Origin of the sequence: Serratia sp. ME47 (assembly GCF_903970925.1) — a bacterium.
GTDB lineage: Bacteria > Pseudomonadota > Gammaproteobacteria > Enterobacterales > Enterobacteriaceae > Serratia > Serratia ureilytica.
In genome coordinates this window covers 57,815-77,570 of record NZ_CAJCKE010000005.1, presented here as the reverse complement: position 1 = coordinate 77,570, position 19,756 = coordinate 57,815, and the positions used below count along the sequence as shown (strand labels likewise).

The 19,756-nt window shown below is 45.8% G+C and carries 14 protein-coding genes and 1 tRNA gene; 10 read left to right on the top strand and 5 right to left on the bottom strand.

Translation table 11 applies throughout. The features are described from left to right. The first annotated feature begins 10 nt into the window (after positions 1–10). The 5 genes from H7A77_RS07560 (at position 11) to H7A77_RS07540 (ending at position 3,398) form a co-directional block, all read left to right on the top strand. Positions 11–730 (top strand): LuxR family transcriptional regulator, encoded by a 720-nt coding sequence (locus H7A77_RS07560; protein WP_033641699.1) that lies wholly within the window; start codon positions 11–13, stop codon positions 728–730. 992 nt (positions 731–1,722) lie between these two features. Continuing rightward, positions 1,723–1,807 (top strand) — tRNA-Leu (locus H7A77_RS07555). Positions 1,808–2,021: 214 nt separating this feature from the next. After that, on the top strand, positions 2,022–2,546 hold the full coding sequence (locus H7A77_RS07550; protein WP_182074013.1) for a type IV secretion protein Rhs: 525 nt from the start codon (positions 2,022–2,024) through the stop codon (positions 2,544–2,546). Beyond that, positions 2,543–2,923, top strand: a complete 381-nt coding sequence (locus tag H7A77_RS07545) for a putative T6SS immunity periplasmic lipoprotein (RefSeq protein WP_182074012.1) — start codon at positions 2,543–2,545, stop codon at positions 2,921–2,923. Before H7A77_RS07550 ends, H7A77_RS07545 begins: the two co-directional genes overlap by 4 nt. Before the next feature lie 94 nt (positions 2,924–3,017). After that, positions 3,018–3,398, top strand: coding sequence for a putative T6SS immunity periplasmic lipoprotein (locus H7A77_RS07540; RefSeq protein WP_182074011.1), 381 nt, complete (start codon positions 3,018–3,020; stop codon positions 3,396–3,398). A 303-nt stretch (positions 3,399–3,701) separates the two neighbouring features. Here H7A77_RS07540 and zorE read toward each other — a convergent pair whose 3' ends face one another. From zorE to zorA2, 3 genes are read right to left on the bottom strand one after another with little or no spacing between them, the layout of a single operon-like run. Then, complete coding sequence (gene zorE / locus H7A77_RS07535) at positions 3,702–4,793, bottom strand: type II Zorya anti-phage system protein ZorE (protein WP_182074010.1); 1,092 nt, start codon at positions 4,791–4,793, stop codon at positions 3,702–3,704. A 5-nt stretch (positions 4,794–4,798) separates the two neighbouring features. Then, positions 4,799–5,506: a type II Zorya anti-phage system protein ZorB2 gene (gene zorB2, locus H7A77_RS07530; RefSeq protein ID WP_182074009.1), complete on the bottom strand. Its 708-nt coding sequence runs from the start codon at positions 5,504–5,506 to the stop codon at positions 4,799–4,801. Positions 5,507–5,512: 6 nt separating this feature from the next. Beyond that, positions 5,513–7,165 (bottom strand): type II Zorya anti-phage system protein ZorA2, encoded by a 1,653-nt coding sequence (gene zorA2, locus H7A77_RS07525; protein ID WP_182074008.1) that lies wholly within the window; start codon positions 7,163–7,165, stop codon positions 5,513–5,515. A 455-nt stretch (positions 7,166–7,620) separates the two neighbouring features. On the opposite strand from zorA2, the gene H7A77_RS07520 reads away from it, so the two are divergent. From H7A77_RS07520 to H7A77_RS07500, 5 genes are all read left to right on the top strand, one after another. Further along, positions 7,621–9,984, top strand: a complete 2,364-nt coding sequence (locus H7A77_RS07520) for a class I SAM-dependent DNA methyltransferase (protein ID WP_182074007.1) — start codon at positions 7,621–7,623, stop codon at positions 9,982–9,984. Next, on the top strand, positions 9,984–11,330 hold the full coding sequence (locus H7A77_RS07515) for a restriction endonuclease subunit S (protein WP_182074006.1): 1,347 nt from the start codon (positions 9,984–9,986) through the stop codon (positions 11,328–11,330). Before H7A77_RS07520 ends, H7A77_RS07515 begins: the two co-directional genes overlap by 1 nt. After that, the gene (locus H7A77_RS07510) at positions 11,327–14,575 is read left to right on the top strand and encodes a type I restriction endonuclease subunit R (protein ID WP_182074005.1); all 3,249 of its coding nucleotides are present in this window, start codon (positions 11,327–11,329) and stop codon (positions 14,573–14,575) included. The genes H7A77_RS07515 and H7A77_RS07510 overlap by 4 nt, the downstream gene beginning before the upstream one ends. Positions 14,576–14,646: 71 nt before the next feature. Beyond that, complete coding sequence (locus tag H7A77_RS07505) at positions 14,647–16,713, top strand: McrB family protein (protein WP_182074004.1); 2,067 nt, start codon at positions 14,647–14,649, stop codon at positions 16,711–16,713. Beyond that, positions 16,706–17,992 (top strand): McrC family protein, encoded by a 1,287-nt coding sequence (locus H7A77_RS07500; RefSeq protein ID WP_182074003.1) that lies wholly within the window; start codon positions 16,706–16,708, stop codon positions 17,990–17,992. The genes H7A77_RS07505 and H7A77_RS07500 overlap by 8 nt, the downstream gene beginning before the upstream one ends. Before the next feature lie 61 nt (positions 17,993–18,053). Here the strand turns inward: H7A77_RS07500 and H7A77_RS07495 are convergent, their stop codons facing one another. Both H7A77_RS07495 and H7A77_RS07490 read right to left on the bottom strand, forming a co-directional pair. Continuing rightward, the gene (locus H7A77_RS07495; RefSeq protein WP_370528310.1) at positions 18,054–19,178 is read right to left on the bottom strand and encodes an HNH endonuclease; all 1,125 of its coding nucleotides are present in this window, start codon (positions 19,176–19,178) and stop codon (positions 18,054–18,056) included. Positions 19,179–19,401: 223 nt separating this feature from the next. Then, on the bottom strand, positions 19,402–19,710 hold the full coding sequence (locus H7A77_RS07490) for a hypothetical protein (RefSeq protein WP_129993842.1): 309 nt from the start codon (positions 19,708–19,710) through the stop codon (positions 19,402–19,404). Positions 19,711–19,756: the final 46 nt, after the last annotated feature.

The following is a 19,756-nucleotide window of genomic DNA, read 5'->3' as shown; positions in this document are numbered from 1 at the left end:
CGGGCAGTCAATGGAAGACGAATACAATCTCAGCAATATCATCGGCAAGCGCCTGGAAGCGGCGTTGGGGGAGTTGGGCGAGCTCCTGTGGGCGTATGTGGTGTTATCCAAAAAAGACATTTCCTGTATTTTTGGCGTCACCAACTACCCGACTGAATGGGTCAACAAGTATCAAGAGCAGGGGTTGCAGTACATTGATCCAGTGGTGATTACCGCCCGTAACCGCCTGACCCCCTTCGCCTGGGACGAGCAAATCATGGCCGACTCAGGGCTGCATTTTCCCGAACTGTTCGAGCAGGCCCGCGAGTTTGGCGTGACGCACGGCTATACCTTCGTATTGCACGATTACAACAACAATCTCGTCACGCTTTCCTTTGCCTTCAGCGCAGAACAGAAAGCGGAAATCATCCCGGCGCTCATCGAACGTAAAGGTGAAATCTCGGTATTGCTGGCCTCAATCCATGAGTCGTATCTGGCGCTGGCCCCACCGTCAGATAAAAACGCCGCAGCGCTGGAGGGCAACGCCCGCTTTACCGACAGGGAAAACGAAATCCTCTATTGGGCCAGCGTGGGTAAAACCTACCAGGAAACGGCGATGATCCTGGGCATAAAGACCGGCACCATCAAGTACCATATGTCCAACGTCGTCAAAAAATTGGGGGTCACGAATGCCCGACATGCCGTGCGTCTGGGGATGGAGCTGCGGCTGATTAAACCGGTGGATGGATAGGCTGCTCGCTCACGGCAGCTTTCGAACCGGGAAATGACGGGCGTTAATCGGTATTGAGTGGGCAGCGTGGCGGCTCACGAGAGGGAAGCAATACAGCACCGGCCCTGATTTCTACGATGTGAAATAATAACCTGCATGAACTGATAAAGGTCTAGTAAGGGACTGTACTTTAGTCTAACTAGTTTCTCACCCCTTAAGGCGATACACTTTCCAGGTAATGTTTTGATAAAAAATATAAAAAAAAACCTGACCGCGTAGGTCAGGCTGCCAATATTGGCCAACACCAGGGAAAATTTTCTTACATCATCTTAAAGCTATTAACTCCGCAGAGGCAAGTGTTCTCTGCTGGTTTTTACGCCTTGAGTTGCTATTTTGTTACGTATGTACGCTATTTTCTGGTGATTTTAGATACCCCCCCCATCTAACCGAAATAGCGTCTCTCCCCTGAAGGCAGCATTCCGCTTCTTTATTTCCCATCTGATATTCATTAATGAAAAAATAGTGTTCTCGGAATGTTGCGCAACCTCATTCTTTATTCGCTGACACATTGGCGTGCAATTATTTGCAGCATTGCCATTGCGGCTGGGGATTATTTTGTTTTTGCCAGGCGCAGGGTGAGACAGTGGCGATGGGGGAGGCGGGTTGCGACCTGCTGCGTGGCGGGTTCCTGAACGTATCTCGCTAACGCGGTGAGCGGTTCTGGCTCGTGGGAGTGAATGACGTACGACACAAGAGCCATCATTGCTCTGTGCAACGACGTTGGAACCTGGAATCGGATGGTATTGCGTGAGTGTGGCGCTTTATCCTGGATGCTCGTTGCAACAGCCTGCTCACCATTAACAGGGTTGTGAAGGGCGTGGAGCGAGAAGACGGGGCGGACAAACGCGCGTGGCGGCGGTTTTTTCGACACTTAACTCATTGAACAACGGATAAGTGTTGCGTGCTGGTCGCGGGAAGGTATAATTCACCCGTTTTCCGCATACTACTTCAGTGCCGAAGTGGCGAAATCGGTAGACGCAGTTGATTCAAAATCAACCGTAGAGATACGTGCCGGTTCGAGTCCGGCCTTCGGCACCATTAAGTACCGCGCGAACAAGAAGCCACCGAAAGGTGGTTTTTTTGTGCCTGGAATCTGCCTGCCACCACTACCTGCCTATTTTCACTCTGTATTGACGCATTTCCCATTTCAGTAAAAACCGGATCTTCCTGATGCTTTCCTAAGGCCTATCTGATTGACCTTAAAGACTAAAATGACGTTCCATTGAACTCTTTCGGATCAAGGAGTTCCAGGATGGAGCCACAACAGGAAGGGAGCACGCGGGCGTTAACGCCGGGCGAAGTCAATCTGGCACGCTCGGTGTTTGGCAGCACCATTTTCTATCAGAGCGTGTTGGTTCACTGCGACAGCTACCTGCCGTTTGGGCTACAGAATCAGTACACGGCGATGAGCCCGAATGGGGAGTTGTACTTTCGTAGGTCACTTTATGAAAGAGATTATGCGAACCAGGATCCTGAAGCTCAGCATCTTTTCATTCATGAGATGGCACACGTTTGGCAGCACCAAAAGGGCATGTGGGTACGCACCCGTGGGCTTCTCAGTTGGGCGGTAAGTTATCAATATCGGCTTGATAAACCTTTGCTGCGCCACTATAGCATGGAACAGCAGGCATCGATAATTGCGGACTATTTCATTCTCAAGAGATATGGGGCGAATACCTTCTTCCGCTTGCCAAACAGGAAACTCATCGGGATAGTGGACAGAAGGACATTGTCACAATTTCACCCCATAATCAGAAGCGCAGGGCTGCCATTATGAGAAAATATTTATTCCTTCTTCTTCCTCTTTTTATCTCGGGTTGCCCAACGGGTGACAGGTTTAATCTCTATCAAGTACAAAGTAAGATCGTAGACGGTAAAGTCTGCGTCTTTTTTAATGAGAACGATATCGTAAAAAATGAATCCATACTGAATATCGCCATCTGGAGACAGGGAGGGGATGACTATGTTTATGAAAAGTCATATGCCTACAATCCGGTAACGTTGGAGGCCAACAAGTGTGTTCCAGGTATCGGTGAGTTTAATTTTATCGCCGGTGAAGGATACAGCGTGTTGGTAAGAACACCGCTGAATTCATATCGGACCAGTTTTGTTGTGTGGAATAAAGGTAAGAACATGATGCTGAAGCCCGATTAGAGCTTAATGATGTTTTTAACTAATTATTGCCATGAGAGTAATTTATTAATTCTATAGGAATTCAACCTGTAACTGGAAGAGCAGGATTCCCTCTATGAAAAAATTCCTCTTACTCTTTATTCCTCTTTTTATTTCTGGCTGCCCTATGGGGGATAAAGTCAATTTACGCCCGGCAAAAGCAACGCCTGTCGGCAGCAAGATCTGCGTTTTTGTCGATAAGAATGACATGGAAAGAGAGGAGTCCATTCTCAAGGTAGCCATATGGAAGTATGGCAACGATGATTATGTCTATGAAAAATCATATGCAAACACGCCTGTAGCGTTGGAACCGGGGAGGTGTGTTCCTGGAGTCGATGAGTATGATTTTATTCCCGGAGAAGGGTACAGTGTTATTGTCAATACGCCTTTGTATCCTTATGAGGCCAGGTTTATCGTATGGAAACGGGGTGAAGAGGTTATGTTGAAATTTAATTAGGCTTAGATATGACAGATTAACAACTCAATTCCTTGGTAATAAATGTATCACTAGATTGCTATGAAAGTGATAATGTGCAAAGTAATAAAAACCAGTTATCAATGATGTTATCGTTGCTTAAGGATTTAGCCTTACAAGTGATTTTTTATAGATGCTAGCATGCCGATTTGAAGAGGCTGATATATTAGGACCAAGGTGTAATTTACTTGGTCCGTTGGGAATGATTGTCAACCATTCAATCATCGGAATGGGATTACATGATTGATTTTTACTCATCTATGAGTTTTTGTAATCTAAATGGAATTAGAACACTCTACCAGATTGAATTTGATGTACTAACTCTCCGACAGAAAATATCTCCCAGCCTTCGACCTCTACAGAATCAAGGCTTACTGCTATTTTCAATAGTGGCCATGCCGCATCAACGATAGCTACTACCTCATTATTTTTGTTCTTTAAATCAAATCCTAGAGTTGGCATAGGGTATCCCTTAAATTCCATTATCTCGATATCCCCTTTTACGGAAGGATCGACCAACGCATAAATCTCCGACCAGCTTTGTGATTTTAATAAACCTTGCTGGGAACGTAAAGTTTGAATAGCAGCCATTTCATTACGTTTAACGAAAATTCCAGAGTGGAATGGCTGCTTTCGATGGCAATCTCTGCATAAAACACATAAATTCTGAGGTGAGTTATCATATTTTACCCCATTTTTATGATGCACATCACATAGATGGCGTGCTGATCTCATATTTACACCACAGTCACTACAGTGATAATCAGCATCCTCTCGTGTTGAGCGAGATATTTCTTTCCAATTTTTAGTATATCCACTATTTGATTTCTCATAGATGCCTTTTGGCATATAAAGAAAGCAAGTGCTGTAATGAGAAAAAAAATCACTCATTGAGAATGATTTGAAAATTATTCTTTTTTGATTTTTGTCAATGCTACCTTTGTAATTTAACCGCTCTAGGCAATTCATACAAACTCTTAGATCTACCTCTTGGCTACGACCTAAACCATCATCAATCTCGAATAATCCATCAACACGATTTGTTGCGTGGTAACGCTCAAATCTATTTTTCTTCCTCATATTATCAAGGGTTCGACACCACGCGATGTGGAAACGTTTACCTTTCTCAGCATTTTCAACTGCAGCATCATAGCAGGCAGTATGATCACGGATATATAAAAGTACTTGGCGACCACGATAAGATATTAATCCACTTCCAGGGTCAAGATCGTCAATGCTAACTTCTTTCCCTTCAGATAATTCAAGGTCAATGGGGTCAAAAATAATACTTTCTTCATCTAGGAAAAAATCAGCTCCAGAAGGGAGCATTTTTTTTCCTAATGCTATCAACTCAGTGAGATCAATCTTTATCTTCATTGATGCTACTCCTGAATTATGCGACGAATTTGCAATTCGGCATTTGTAATGACTTTAAACGTCACTCGACGTGAGCGGCTTTGGTCTTCTTTACCCATTGCATTAAGAATTGGATGTGAAGACGAATACCCCACTGCTGAAAACTTACTTTTCACCCACTTTTGGTGTGCAGAGGATTCTTTCAAACTGTGTACGTATTGCAATACAGCTCGGGTGCGTCCTTGAGACAATTCCATATTATTAAAATAGGCTTGATCTTGGTTAGCCGCCCCTGTCCAATCTGTACTGGTATGCCCCTCAATTCGAACCTCAGTGATATGTTCTTTATACTGATCTAGTACCTTCAAGTACCGAGGGAAGAAATTGTTAAGAATCTCTTTAAACTTTGGCTTCAATTCCGAACTACCCAAACCAAAAAGAACATCCGGTGATTTAAATCTTACTTCGAGAGTTTGTTTATCTATTTCCGCATCCCAATCAGGTAGATCATTGGAGAACTCAATATTTAATGCATTATAAAGCTGTTGCTGGGCCTGTTCATAGGCGACTGCAACTTCTTTTATTTTTTCTTTTTCAATACGGACATAATGCATATAAGCGATGGATATAAACATAAATACCATCATCAGTCCTGCCATTAGATCTGACATTGAAACCCAGTGTTCATTGTCCTGATTCTGGCTGGGTATTTGTTTACCAATTATTTTATCCATTAATTATTACCCGCGGTGTTGTCTTGAGTTAATTAATGGCTGCAGCTGCCCAAGAACACTTTGATACTCTTTTATCAAATGGTCGTAGTTCTTGACAAATCCTTGGCTGATTGACAGGAGAGCATTCCCCAGAGATTGCATTTCCCTATTCATTTCACGCTCAGTCGCTTGTTCAAAAGCATGTAGCTGTTCGTTAATTGCACCACCAAAGCGTTCAACAGACTCTTTAACCTGTGAAGTTAAACCAGCACTTGCTTTGTCAAAGGACGATTGCATCGCTCCAAACATATTTTCTGCATTACTAGATAATTGTTGATTAAATTTATCGCCGGTTTTACTAAAGAGCTCGACCACATCGGTTGTATTTTTTTCCATATTACGATGCAGTTCTTTAGAGTGTGCCTCCAGAGATTTGAGGAAGTCATCACCACTTTGTTTCATTTCGGTAATAGTTTCACCTAGTGTTGAGGTTAAAGTTTCAGAAGAGTTACTTACATCATGAGCCATTGATGCAAATGCTTGCTGAGTCTGTGTAACCGACTGCCTGAACCCTTCAGAGCCTTCATCAAGAGCAATTCGCATAGCATTCGCATTGGCGAGTAATTCAGTCCCTGTTTGGCCCAGAGATGAACTGACACTCAATGCCCCTGCTTTGAGCAATTCTCCTACCTCATCCAATTTTTCATGGATAACGGGAACTGCATCTGTAGCTTTATCACGTAACAAAACAAAGGCATCAAGATGTTGAGATAGCTCGTTGATTTGATGTTGATTAACTTTCAACACATCGTGTAATGCAGCCATTGCAAGTGGAATTTCTTTACATTCTTCCCAGATACCTGCAACAGCTTCGCGGGTTTCAACTAAAGAGTCGACACTTTGTTGATATTGTTCACTCATATTCTCAATTTGGTTCTTGTAATTATCCTGCCAATCGACAAGTTTTTTTACCGAAGCATCAAGAGCTTTAAAATTTTCACCAAACTGTTCGGTTAAATTATTATTAAAATCGATAATAACTTGTTTAAGTGCATCAATTATCTGTTCAGTTGCACCCTTGGCCATTAAATCAGCAAACTGTTTTAATTGTTCCCAGAGCTTATTGCTAAACTCAGTGTGATGAGAGAGTTGTGCACGAGAAGCATCATTTATCTCATTGCGTAATAGTTTTACCTGAGCGACTAAGGACCCTTCTTCATTGCCACTCAAACCTGAAATCAGCTTTTCCAAGTATTGGTTGTTTTCTTTTAATTCGTGATGAATATGTTCGGGTGTTATGGTTTCAGGCACACTATCTGTTAAATTATCTCGTTTGTTTGCGAAGAAAAAAGCATCAAGTGCGTTAAATAAAATAGCGAAGAACATCCCTATAATACTGGTGATAAATGCTGTTTTTAAACCACCTAATAGAAGTGGAATACTAGTATCAATACTTTCTGTATTAAAGTTGAGCAACCCAATTATTATACCAGTGAATGTACCCAATATACCTAATGCTCCCATTAGCGTTGGAGCATACTCTCTAAATTTACTGTGAATATTTCTGTGATCACACCACCAAGCAGAAATAAAAGTTAAAATAATTGCCAAGATAAAAACATCAGTGACAAGCATCGAGTCAATAGAACGGAACAAATGTTCAAAAAGCGGCGCTAACATGTGTAATCCTACGTTGTCTAATCCTAATTGTTAAATCAATCTAGTTCTTTGCAACAGAACGAAATCCTTGTTGAAGTGCTGCTGTTAAACTTGATTTTGCAGGCATTGTAACAAAATGAATATAATAATAAATAAAATTGATCGGGCTTTGTCGTGTTTCTGTGGCCCCAGATACCCTGTTGCATTGGTAGCAAGCAATAATCCACTTTGAACTAAACATTGACATAATACCCAATGTAATTTATTCCCATTGGAATAATAAAAACTGTAATGAAATAATCGATGCGATCCTATAAAAGCGTAAAGCGCAGACAGCATATCGGAACGCGTTTGCATGCTTGTATGGCTTGTCCCCTGCTGACGGGTGAAAATCACGGCGCACCGATGTCACAGCAAGCAGTATTGATTCATGTATAATCTACCCATCTTTACACGTTCCCTTTCAGGTTATTGATATGGCTAACACAAATTTCTCTCAAACGGCTGCTTTCATCTGGGCGGTTGCCGATCTGCTTCGCGGTGATTTTAAACAATCTCAGTACGGGCGGGTGATCCTGCCGTTTACACTGTTGCGTCGCCTTGAGTGTGTGCTGGCGGACACCAAAGAAGCGGTGCTGGCAGAGGCGGAGAAACTGAAGGCCAGTCCTCTACCGGAAGAAGGGCGAGAGAAGTTTCTGTTGCGTGCGACCAAAGGGCTGTCTTTCTTCAACACGTCGCCGATGGATCTCGGCAAGATGGGGCAGAACGACATCAAGGCCAACCTAGAGAACTACGTGCAGTCGTTCTCTAAAGATGCGCGTGAAATCTTTGAACACTTTAAATTCAGTGAGTTTGTTGGCCTGCTGGAAGATGCCAACCTGCTATACAAAGTCGTTAAGAAATTTGCCACCACCGACCTGAGCCCTAAAGCGATTTCTAACCATGATATGGGCTTGGTGTTTGAGGAGTTAATCCGTCGTTTTGCAGAGAGTTCTAACGAGACGGCAGGGGAGCACTTTACCCCACGCGATATCGTGCGTTTAACCACCTCGTTGGTGTTTATGGAAGATGATGAGGCACTCTCTAAAGAAGGCATTATCCGTACCATTTACGACCCTACCGCCGGTACAGGAGGCTTCCTCTCATCGGGTATGGAATACGTGCACGAACTGAATCCCAAAGCCGTGATGCGTGCCTTTGGCCAGGAGCTGAACCCCGAATCTTACGCTATCTGTAAAGCCGATATGCTGATCAAAGGCCAGGATGTCAGCCGTATCAAGTTGGGCAATACGCTTTCTAACGATCAGCTTCCGCAGGAGCAGTTCGACTATATGCTTTCAAATCCCCCCTTTGGCGTGGATTGGAAAAAGATTGAAGGTGAGATTAACGACGAACATCAGCAGAAAGGATTTAACGGGCGCTTTGGCCCAGGCCTACCGCGTGTCTCTGATGGTTCGCTGCTGTTTCTGATGCATCTGATCAGCAAAATGCGCGACAGCCACAATGTGGATGGTAGCGTAAACAATGGTGGGCGTATCGGGATCATCCTCAACGGCTCACCGCTGTTTACCGGCGGGGCAGGCAGTGGTGAGAGTGAGATTCGCCGTTATATTCTGGAAGCCGATTTGCTGGAAGGGATCGTCGCATTGCCTACCGATATGTTCTACAACACCGGCATTGCGACCTACGTCTGGATTTTGTCGAACAAGAAAGCGCGAGCGCGTAAAGGTAAAGTGCAACTGATTGATGGCACTAACCTGTGTGGCAAGATGCGAAAATCGCTGGGTTCTAAACGTAATCTGATGGGCGAAGACGATATCAAGCTTATCACCCGTACCTTTGGTGATTTTGAGGTGGTGGATACCACTCCGCTTGAAGAACTTGGGATGGAAAAAGCGGCAGAACAAAAATCCAACCGTGGGCGCCAATCTATCAGCGCTAAAACCGAAGCGCCGAAAACCTTCGCCAGCAAAATCTTTAACAGCACCGATTTTGGCTATCGTAGGCTAACTATCGAGCGCCCACTGCGTTTGTCTGCGCAAGTCACCGATGAAGCGATTGCCACGCTGCGCTTTGCACCGAAGCCGTTTAACGCCCCGATGGAACGCCTGTATGAAGAGTTCGCTGCCCAGTGGCAGGAAGGTAACTATGGCGATTTCTCCGATATCGAAGCAGAAGCCCGAACGATTATCAAAGCAGAATTTGCCGAGCTGAAGGAGAAGCAGATTAAAGATCTGCTCGACAGCAAGTTGTGGTTGGCACAACGTGCATTGATGGCTAAAGCTCAGCAAATCCAGACAGCGTTAGGCGCTCAGGCAGGTGGAAAAACGCTGGTGAGCAACGATTTCAACCAGTTCCAGCTGACCCTGAAAGGGGCAATCAAAACGGCTGGCGTGAAGCTGGATGCCAAAGAGAACAAACAGTTTATCGATGCAATTACCACTAAGAATCCAGATGCTGAGCCGGTGGTAAAAAAGGTTCTGAAAGAGGCCGCCCAGCCGCTGTACGGCGCATTTGAGTACAAAGGTAAGGTGGTGGAGTTCGAGCAGGACGGCGAGCTGCGTGACAACGAGAACGTACCGTTAAATCCCGCTGTTTCCACCAGTAAACTGATTGAGAGTTACTTCACAGCAGAAGTGTTGCCGCACGTGGCCGATGCCTGGATTAATGCCGATAAGCGTGATGCGAAAGACGGTGAAATTGGCATTGTCGGTTATGAAATTCCGTTTAACCGACATTTCTACGTTTATCAGCCGCCGCGCCCGCTATCCGAGATTGATGCCGATCTCGACGCCGTTAGCGCCGAGATTATGAAGCTGCTGCAGGAGGTGCATTCCTGATGGCTAAGTATAAGGCGTATCCAGAGTATAAGGATTCTGGGGTTGAGTGGATTGATTCAATACCTTCCCATTGGCAAGTGAAACCTACGTTTGCTTTATGCGAGGCATTAGCTAAGAAGAATGTTGGTGGTGCAGAGAATAATGTACTCTCATTAAGTTATGGAAGCATTATTCCGCGGGATGTAGAGACAAATATTGGTCTGCTTCCTGAGTCTTTTAATACATATCAGATTATTGAGTATGGGGATGTTATTTTAAGACTAACTGATCTGCAAAATGATAAAAAAAGTTTACGTGTCGGTTTAGTAAAACAGAAAGGGATCATTACATCTGCATATTTGAAACTGAAAGCAAAAAATGAAATTAATTTTTACTTTTTGTACCGATTGCTTCATTCTTACGATACAACAAAGGTTTTTTATGGTATGGGAGGTGGTTTGAGGCAATCTATGAAGTTTGAGGATTTTAGAAGATTACCACTACTACTGCCACCGAAAGAAGAGCAGCTAAATATATCTGCTTTCCTCGATCATGAAACCGCAAAAATCGATAACCTGATCGAGAAGCAACAGCAACTGATTGAACTGCTGAAGGAAAAGCGTCAAGCAGTGATTAGCCATGCCGTCACCAAAGGGTTAAACTCTAATGTGCGGATGAAAGATTCTGGTATTGAGTGGTTGGGGGAGGTGCCGGAGCATTGGACCGTTTCAACAATTAAGTATATTGCCACATTTATTGGGACAGGTAGCACACCAAAAAACTCAGAATCGTTTACTGATGGTGACGGTATCGATTGGCTTTCCCCTGGAGATTTCAATGATTCATTAATTCTGCGAAATGCTAAGAAGAAAATCACTACTCAGGCGGTAAGTAATGGTGATGCGAAAATTTATCCCAAAAATTCGATAGTTGTTATAGGCATTGGAGCAACTCTGGGAAAAGTTGCATTTGTAGATCATGAATTCTCATGTAATCAGCAAATTAATATAATTACACCTAGTGAAATTGTTGAGCATAAGTATCTTACATATTCTTTACTGAACCAAGTAGAGCAAATGAAACAATCATCGAATGCATCTACTATTGGGATTATGAATCAAGAAAAGACAAAGAAAATATGGATTGTTTTCCCTCCTAAAGATGAGCAAATAAAAATCGCGAGTGTTCTTTATCAGAAGGAAATTGAATTTGATTCGTTGCTAAATAAATCAGAAAATCAGATATTACTTCTCCAAGAACGCCTCACCGCCCTTATCTCCGCTGCTGTCACCGGTAAAATCGACGTACGTGACTGGGTTGCATCTGATATGCAAGACGCTGAGGAGCCACAGGAGACCACCGCATGAGTATGGACACCACCAAAGAGCTGATTTTCCAAAATGAAATGATTGCTCAGATGGTCGAAACGGGTTGGATTGTTGGCAAAGGCGACGGCTACGATCGTGAACGTGCGCTATATTCGCAGGATGCGCTGACCTTTGTGCAAACCACGCAGCCGCAGGAGTGGGAAAAGTTTTCAAAGATTTATCCTACCGATACCGAACGTCACTTCCTCGATGCGTTGGTCGCTCAGCTTAGAAAAGCGGATATCAACGCTACCGATATGCTGTCGCGGACCTACGGCACCCTCGGCGTATTGCGGCACGGGATCAAAAGCCATAACGCCCGGTTTTCCCTGTGTCAGTTTAAGCCTGAGCATAGCCTCAATCCGGAAACGCTCGCCCGTTATCAGCAGAATATCTGCCGTATTGTGCCGGAACTGGTGTATAGCCCACACGCTTCGAAAGCGGCATTTGAAGAAGCGGGTGCAAAAGCGAAAAAATGGCGTATCGATCTGGTGCTGTTCGTCAACGGTTTGCCGGTAGCAACGTTGGAGCTGAAGTCTGAGTTTAAGCAGGCAGTGCAAAACGCTATTACGCAATATAAGAAAACGCGTTTGCCAAAGGATCCCGTTACCAACAAGCCGGAGCCGCTGCTTACTTTTAAACGCGGGGCACTGGTGCACTTTGCCGTCAGTCAGTACGAAGTGTTTATGGCGACCAAACTCGACGGTGATAAAACCTTCTTCCTGCCATTTAACAAAGGTACTCATGACGGCGGTGCGGGGAACGACATCCCAGAAGATGCGAACGATTACGCCACTCGCTACCTGTGGAATGAGGTGCTGCTCCCGGACAATCTGCTGAAAATTCTTGCTAGCTTTGTGCATCTGCAAATCGAAGAGAAAGAAGAGTGGAATGGCCTCAAGGGTAAGAAAGAGAGTCTGATTTTCCCGCGTTATCATCAGTGGGATGTCGTGAACAAACTGATTATCGCTGCGGCGGAAGAGGGCACTGGCAATAAGTACTTGATTCAGCACAGCGCGGGTTCCGGTAAATCTAACTCCATTGCCTGGGCCGCCCACCAACTTTCTCGGCTGCATGATGAGCAAGGTGAGAAGCAGTTCCACTCGGTAATTGTGGTGACGGACCGTACCGTGCTGGACGATCAGCTCCAAGACACCATCTACCAGTTTGAGCATCAGGATGGCGTGGTCGGCCGTATCAACAATAAAGAAGGTGACGGCTCAAAGTCAGAGAAGCTGGCTAGTGCGCTGGAAAACTCGCAGCCAATTATTATCGTTACCATTCAAACCTTCCCGCATGTGCTGAAGGCGATTGAAAACAGCGTCAGCCTGAAGCAGCGTAAATATGCGGTGATTGCTGATGAAGCGCACTCTTCTCAGAGCGGTTCCACGGCGCGTCAGTTGAAAGAAGTATTGATGACGGAGGAGACGGATGACGATGCGGTGATGACCTCGGAAGATATTCTCGATGCCACCGTCGCCGCACGTAAAGGCAGCAACAATCTCAACTACTATGCTTTTACCGCCACGCCAAAAGCCAAAACGTTAGAGCTGTTTGGCCGTCGTCCTAACCCATTTGAACCTGCATCAAAAACCAATAAGCCGGAAGCATTTCACGTTTACTCCATGCGCCAGGCGATTGAAGAGGGCTTCATTCTCGATGTCCTGAAGAATTACACCAACTATAAGGTGGCCTATAAGCTTCTGCAGAAGCTGGACGATCCCGATCGGGAAGTCGACAGCAATAAAGCAAAGGTCAAACTGAATCAGTGGGTTGCGTTGCATGAGCATAATGTTTCGCAGAAGGTAAAGGTGATTGTTGAGCACTACCGTAAACATGTGATGCATCTGTTGGGGGGGCAGGCTAAGGCGATGGTAGTCACCAGCTCTCGTAAAGCCGCGGTGCGTTACAAACTGGCCTTTGATAAATACATCGCTGAAAACAACTATCCGAAGATCAATGCCATGGTGGCATTTTCCGGTGAAGTGGAATTCTATGAAAGTGACCACAATAGCCTTGCGTTACTGAACCAAAAGTTTACTGAAATCAACATGAACCCTGGGTTGAAAGGCAGGGACATGCGCAAAGCGTTTGAGACTGATGATTACCAGGTGATGTTGGTCGCGAATAAGTTCCAGACCGGTTTTGACCAACCCAAGCTATGCGCCATGTATGTGGATAAAGCGCTGGGCGGCGTGGAATGCGTCCAGACACTTTCACGGCTCAACCGCACTTACCCAGGGAAAAAAGAGTCGGGAACCTTTGTACTCGATTTCTATAATGAGCCGGATGACATTCTGGCGGCATTTCAGCCTTACTACCAAACGGCAGAACTGACTGATGTCAGCGATCCGCAGTTAGTCTTTGAGCTGTTCGAAAAACTTCGCACCAGCGGCATTTTCCTGTGGAACGAAGTGGAGCAATTCTGCGAGGCGTTCTTCACCAAGAACAAATCCAATGCTGCGATAAGCAATATCTGCAAGCCGGCGGTTGAACGCTGGAAGCACCGTTATACCTCAGCGATTGATGCCTATGTGTTGGCTAAAGAAATGTTTGAACGCACCAAGAAGACCGGCGATGTGGTGCTGATAACTAATGCAGAAAACAGTTTCAAGACGTGCAAACAGGAAAAAGACAAGCTGGATATCTTCAAAAAAGATCTCGGTAGCTTCGTTCGTTTTTATGAGTTTATGTCGCAGATCGTAGATTACGATGACAAGAGCCTTGAGAAGCTGAGCCTGTTCGCACGGCATCTTCGCCCGTTGCTGCATGAACAGCGTATTGAAGACGATGAGATTGATTTAAGTAATGTGGATATGAGCCATTACCGCTTGTCGAAGCTTCATGAACAACATCTGAAGCTGCGGGAAGATGCGGAAGAATACCAAATCACACCGGGTAACGATATGGGTACAGCGAAGCCAAAGGACAAGAAAGAAGAGTTTCTGTCCAATATTCTGGCGCGCCTGAATGATCTGTTTGTTACGGATAATCTTAGCGATAAAGACATGATCAACTACGCCTTTACCGTGCGTGACAAACTGTCGGAAAACCAGGCGGTGATGACGCAGATCGCTAACAATACGCGTGAACAGGCGATGCTGGGTGATTTCCCGAAAGCGATCGATGATGCAGTGATGGACAGCAATGAAGCCCAGCATGAGATGATGGTGCAGTATCTGTCCAACCCTGAACTCGCCAGGGGGTTCGCCCGTGTGGTGTTTGATATGCTCAAAGGTGCTTAAAACGGGAGCCGCTTTGGCTTTGTTGTTATAGGGGGCTTCCCCCTAAAATGTCACAGTATAGGAATTTCGTGATGGATATCGTTGCCGATATTGAAGCAGGCAAGCTGACTCTCGATGAAGTGATCGGTTCTCTGGCCGAATATAAAGACTATTCGCATTCAGAGTGGGATCGTCGTTACCGTGAATTCACGGCGTCACTTCAGCAAACGCCGACATTTTCTGAGCCCGAAACGGATGATCTGGTTAAACGGCTTTGGTACGAGCGTGATAACGGGATTGCCAGTATTCGGCAGGGTGTTCCATCGTTGGCTGAATTCCAACAAAGCCTGCCGTTGTTCAGAGAGCTGACCGAGCGCATTCGTCGCCAGCCTGATGAACAAACTTACCAATATGTAGAAGCCGCTTTGCAGCAAGCCAAGGAGAGCGGGCAGCTCAAGCGAATGTATTGGAGTTTGCGGAATCGTGTCTTTGCGGCGTTTACACCGGCAACCTGCACCAGTACGGTGGACGAGAATGCATTCACCAAAACGGCGACGTTTCTGAATGATCGATTTTCCCTGGCGCTCACGCTTACCGGAAATTGGCTGCAAAAAAACCATGAACTGAAGAATGCGATTAACGCACGGTTACCAGATGCGGACCCTTACTATGCCAACATGGCAATCTGGCATCTTTACGAATTGCTACGTGAGCGCGATGGCGAACAAAAGCAACAGGAAGTGGCTAACCATCTTGCCGTAGAAAGCCATAAAGTCGTGAGCCCGCAGATACCGCAGCACTCACCTGTGAACGCTATCTACTTTGGTCCACCGGGCACCGGAAAGACTTTCGTCTTGCAGCAAAAGATGAAGGAGTACACCACCCAAGCGGCCTCCGCTGACTATGATGCTTGGTTAGATTCTCGTCTCGAAACGCTGAACTGGATGCAGGTGACTGCGTTAGTTTTGTTAGATCTTAATAGAAAAGCCAAAGTTCGTTTGCTGATTGAGCACCCTTGGTTCCAGCGTAAAGCTCTATTGAATGGCCGCAGCAGTAATCTATCGCAAACTGCGTGGGCAACGCTGCAATCCTTTACCGTGCCAGAGTCTACTACGGTCGAATATAAAGGCCGCCGTGAGCCCGCGATTTTCAATAAAACGGCAGAGAGTGAGTGGTTCCTGGTTAAGCCGCAGCTAGAACAAGTGGAAGACCTTATCTCGCTTTATGATGAGTTAAAACGAGGCCCACAAACCGCAGAGGCTATTCAGCGATTTGCCGCAGTCACCTTCCACCAATCCTATGGTTACGAAGAGTTTATTGAAGGGATGCGAGCTCGCGCAGATGACAATGGGAATATTTCTTACCCCATAGAGCCGGGTATTTTCATGCGGTTATGCCAGCGGGCCAAGGCCGATCCGGCGCATCGCTATGCCATTTTTATTGATGAGATCAATCGTGGCAATATCTCCAAAATTTTCGGCGAGCTGATTTCTCTTATAGAAACCGACAAGCGGGCTGGGATGAGCAATGCAATGAGTTTGCAGCTGTCTTACAGCGGCCAAGTATTCAGCGTTCCTGGCAACGTAGACATTATTGGTGCCATGAACACCGCGGACCGTTCGTTAGCGCTGATGGATACCGCATTGCGTCGCCGGTTCGACTTTGTTGAGATGATGCCGGATCTTTCATTGCTCAGCGGAGCGAAAGTAAAGGGCATTGAGCTTGAGTCTTTGTTAGAGAAGATTAATAGCCGAATTGAGGCGCTCTACGATCGTGAGCATACCTTAGGGCATGCCTTCTTTATGCCAGTTAAAAAAGCCTGTGATGCGAAGGATGAAGACTTGGCATTTAAACAGCTGAAAGCGGCCTTCCAGAAGAAGATCATCCCCTTATTGCAGGAATACTTCTTTGACGACTGGAACAAAATCCGTTTGGTATTGGCGGATAATCAGAAACAAAACGACAGCCTCCAATTCGTGATGGAGCAAAGCGACGATCTGGAGATTCTTTTTGGTGCCGATCATGGTTTACGGCGCCACGATCAGCAATCAACCGCCTACGAACTGAAAGCGTTTGAGCATGAAGTCTGGGATTTGCCACAGGCTTACCGTGCGATCTATCAACCTGAAGAAGCCACTCAGGCTGTACAAAATGGGTAAGGTGATCTCTGTTTTTGAGTATGACCTGTTAGGCGTTGAAAAAGAGTCGCCGGTTGGCGCTGTTCCTCTTCCTCCTGAGGTTTTTGACTATTTAGAATCGCTTAGCCTAACCAGTGAGAAAGGAAGCCAGCTGCTTAAACTCACCTCACGTTCTGGGCGCCGATTGCTACAGGTACAGAATTACGCAGGGATACTCTATACCCCCTATGGCCTGCAACTGGAGATCCTGCCCAAGATAGGCAAAAACCTTACGTTGGGGCAAGCGCGCGAAACGCTACTGATTATGCTAAGTCATCTGTCTGGATTTAGGCATATTCAAACCCAGCAGGCTTCAGTTCATGCGCAACGAATGCCTTTACTGGAGATCTTTATCAACCAGTTTTTGCATAGCGTTAGCCAGCTACTTAAGCAGGGACTGCGGTCAGATTACGTGAAAGAACAGGCTAACTTGCCCTTTATGAAGGGCAAGTTGATGCTGTCAGCGCAGTTACGCCATAACGTAGTGAACCGTCATAAATTCTATCTTGATTACGATGATTATTTACCTGATTGTGCGGCCAATAGGCTATTACATTCTGCACTTTATCAGTTGGGTAACCTGAGCCTGTCCTCTGATAATCAACGTTGGTTACAGGAATTACGCTTTGCTTTTGATGGTATCCCGTCGAGTAGAGATATAAAAGGTGACATATCGAGTTTGCGTTTGGAACGCGGTATGGCTCATTACCATGAGCCTTTGGCGTGGGCGCAGTTGATATTGCAGGGTATGAGCCCCAGCGCTCTACAGGGCGATGCTAAAGCGTTGTCACTCTTGTTCCCGATGGAGGCGGTATTTGAGTCCTTTGTCGCGTCAACGCTTGCTGACGAATTGCCGGATGGTTTCAAGGTGAAGCCGCAGGCTGCAAGCTATTCGTTGGTTAAACATGGTGAGAGAGACTGTTTTAAGCTGCGCCCAGATTTGTTGATTCAATCACGTCATCCGGTCAGTACCAAAATGGTGCTAGATACCAAATGGAAGCTGATTAATAACAACTCGCAGGAAAAACCTCTCTATGGCATTGCTCAATCCGATCTCTACCAAATGTTTGCCTATGGCCAAAAGTATCTTGGTGGCTCAGGAGATATGTATTTAATTTATCCTGCGCACGATGACTTCAATCACCCAATACACCAGCATTTCGCATTTTCAGACACACTCAGGTTATGGGTTGTTCCGTATCAGATCTCTGCAAAGAGTGGGCAGAAAATGATGTGGGGAAAAGATAATCCCTTTATCTAGGATTATCTTTTAAAAGGCTACAGAGAGTGTTTCGGTCCTAGAGGTACTGTAATAATACTCGCTACTTATATGTAGCCTCTTTCAATTCCAACTTCACCATCAGCTTCTTGTTCACCTCTTTCCCATCCACCCCACTATGAATCCGGCGATGGCAAGTGGGGCAGATGGCGCCAACCCACTGCGGGTGATCGGGGCCTTCATCGGCGAGGCGTTTTGTGTGATGGGGTTCAAGGTAGGGATCGCCGTTCCTTTTCTTGAACGGTGCCGGCTGATCGCAGGCTTCGCAGATGCCATTAGCGCGCTTGAGTACGTATTTTTTTACGTCTTCGCTGCGTTTGAACCAGGATTTCTTGCTGTCGCTTTGTTGGCGCTGGCCTGATTGCTGTGAGGACTGCAATGCCTTCTTGCGTAACTGCTCGAGCGTCTCTGTCTGCGTATCAGCTTCATCGGTGTCTGCATCTTCTTCAACCGCGTGCAGTGACGAGACTTTGAACAGGTTAAAGGTAATGCCTTGCCGCATGTTATTTTCTAAGTCTAAGCACTGAATATGATCCCAAGAATCGCACTCGAACATGCCAAGATAGCGAACGCCTTTTTCTTTCTTGTTGTCTTCGAACAGGAAGATGTCTTTGCCATCTTTTTTATGGTCGCGGATGGATTTATTACCTCGAATAAATTCCATATCGCCTTTTTGGCCTTCTCCCGTATAAGAGAAGCTGCCTTCGGCTGTCCATCCATCTTTGTAGCCGTAGGTTTCGCCGCTTTCTCCGGTGAAGATAAAGATCACCGGGAATTCCCGCGGTGTCCAGATACCGCCTTGTAGCTGTCCGCCGTAGAGCTCGATAAGCGCTTTGCGTGTGTAGAGTTTGCCTTCGGTTAAATAGTCAAAAGGATGCGGTGTTTCGGCGATCTCAAAACCGAGGTCCTTGAGAAATTGAATGGCTTTTTCCGTTCCGCTATCGGCGTTGATTCCCTTAAACGGATAGCCATGTTGCTCACTGTATGCTCTAGCGGCAATGCCTCGGATGTCGTACTTCTCGCCATTATAAATAAGGGTGGATTTTTTAAATCGTTTTATTTTATGTTGTTTTAAGAATTCATCTCGGCCAAGTTTTTTATATTCTTCGATGGCTTTTAAAACGGATTCTTTTGAAGATAACGCTTCTATTGCAGTTGCCAAAACCACTCCCTCACATTGCCGAGTTGGCTCTGAGCAATGTGCTTGCTGACGAGAGCAGTATGCATCAATACCCAGCAGTTAACTCATCGATTTACCGAATGCGTTAACTATGCCAGGTAGGGGAGGAAATGCCTACCTTGATGAATGTTTTTGTTGTGATATGTCAGTCAGATCTATTGGAAATCGTGGTTGGGAAGGGCGATGAGCATCGCCCTGATTGCCATTTACGTTAGCCGCAGGCTTCCATCTCCCGCAACGCACGCCCATACAGGTTACACAAAGCCGGAACCAGATGTGCTGTAGCGTTGAGATAGCGGTTCAGCTGCTCCCAGCCTTCGGTATCCAGCTGTGGGTGCTTTTGCAGTAAATGGCCGAATAGCATCAGGCCGTGGCACAGACCTTCCGCCTGTTCGGCAGAGAGGGCGGCCAGGTCTAAGAGTTCTGAGGGATTGAAAGCGCTGAGATCGAGGTGGTTAAACAGTTGACGGTAAAGGGTAAGGGTGCTTGCAACGGATTCTGTAGTGGGAACCTTTGTCATAGGTGCATCTCCGTATGTCATTAGTTAATGACTATCACCAGAGACG

Bases quoted from the DNA above. Each gene is read 5' to 3' on its own strand.
- H7A77_RS07515 (WP_182074006.1), top strand. From the start codon at position 9,984: ATGGCTAAGTATAAGGCGTATCCAGAGTATAAGGATTCTGGGGTTGAG.
- H7A77_RS07540 (WP_182074011.1), top strand. From the start codon at position 3,018: ATGAAAAAATTCCTCTTACTCTTTATTCCTCTTTTTATTTCTGGCTGC.
- zorA2 (WP_182074008.1), bottom strand. From the start codon at position 7,165: ATGTTAGCGCCGCTTTTTGAACATTTGTTCCGTTCTATTGACTCGATG.
- H7A77_RS07560 (WP_033641699.1), top strand. From the start codon at position 11: ATGGAAGACGAATACAATCTCAGCAATATCATCGGCAAGCGCCTGGAA.
- H7A77_RS07500 (WP_182074003.1), top strand. From the start codon at position 16,706: ATGGGTAAGGTGATCTCTGTTTTTGAGTATGACCTGTTAGGCGTTGAA.
- H7A77_RS07520 (WP_182074007.1), top strand. From the start codon at position 7,621: ATGGCTAACACAAATTTCTCTCAAACGGCTGCTTTCATCTGGGCGGTT.
- H7A77_RS07505 (WP_182074004.1), top strand. From the start codon at position 14,647: ATGGATATCGTTGCCGATATTGAAGCAGGCAAGCTGACTCTCGATGAA.
- H7A77_RS07490 (WP_129993842.1), bottom strand. From the start codon at position 19,710: ATGACAAAGGTTCCCACTACAGAATCCGTTGCAAGCACCCTTACCCTT.
- H7A77_RS07510 (WP_182074005.1), top strand. From the start codon at position 11,327: ATGAGTATGGACACCACCAAAGAGCTGATTTTCCAAAATGAAATGATT.
- H7A77_RS07545 (WP_182074012.1), top strand. From the start codon at position 2,543: ATGAGAAAATATTTATTCCTTCTTCTTCCTCTTTTTATCTCGGGTTGC.
- H7A77_RS07550 (WP_182074013.1), top strand. From the start codon at position 2,022: ATGGAGCCACAACAGGAAGGGAGCACGCGGGCGTTAACGCCGGGCGAA.
- zorB2 (WP_182074009.1), bottom strand. From the start codon at position 5,506: ATGGATAAAATAATTGGTAAACAAATACCCAGCCAGAATCAGGACAAT.
- zorE (WP_182074010.1), bottom strand. From the start codon at position 4,793: ATGAAGATAAAGATTGATCTCACTGAGTTGATAGCATTAGGAAAAAAA.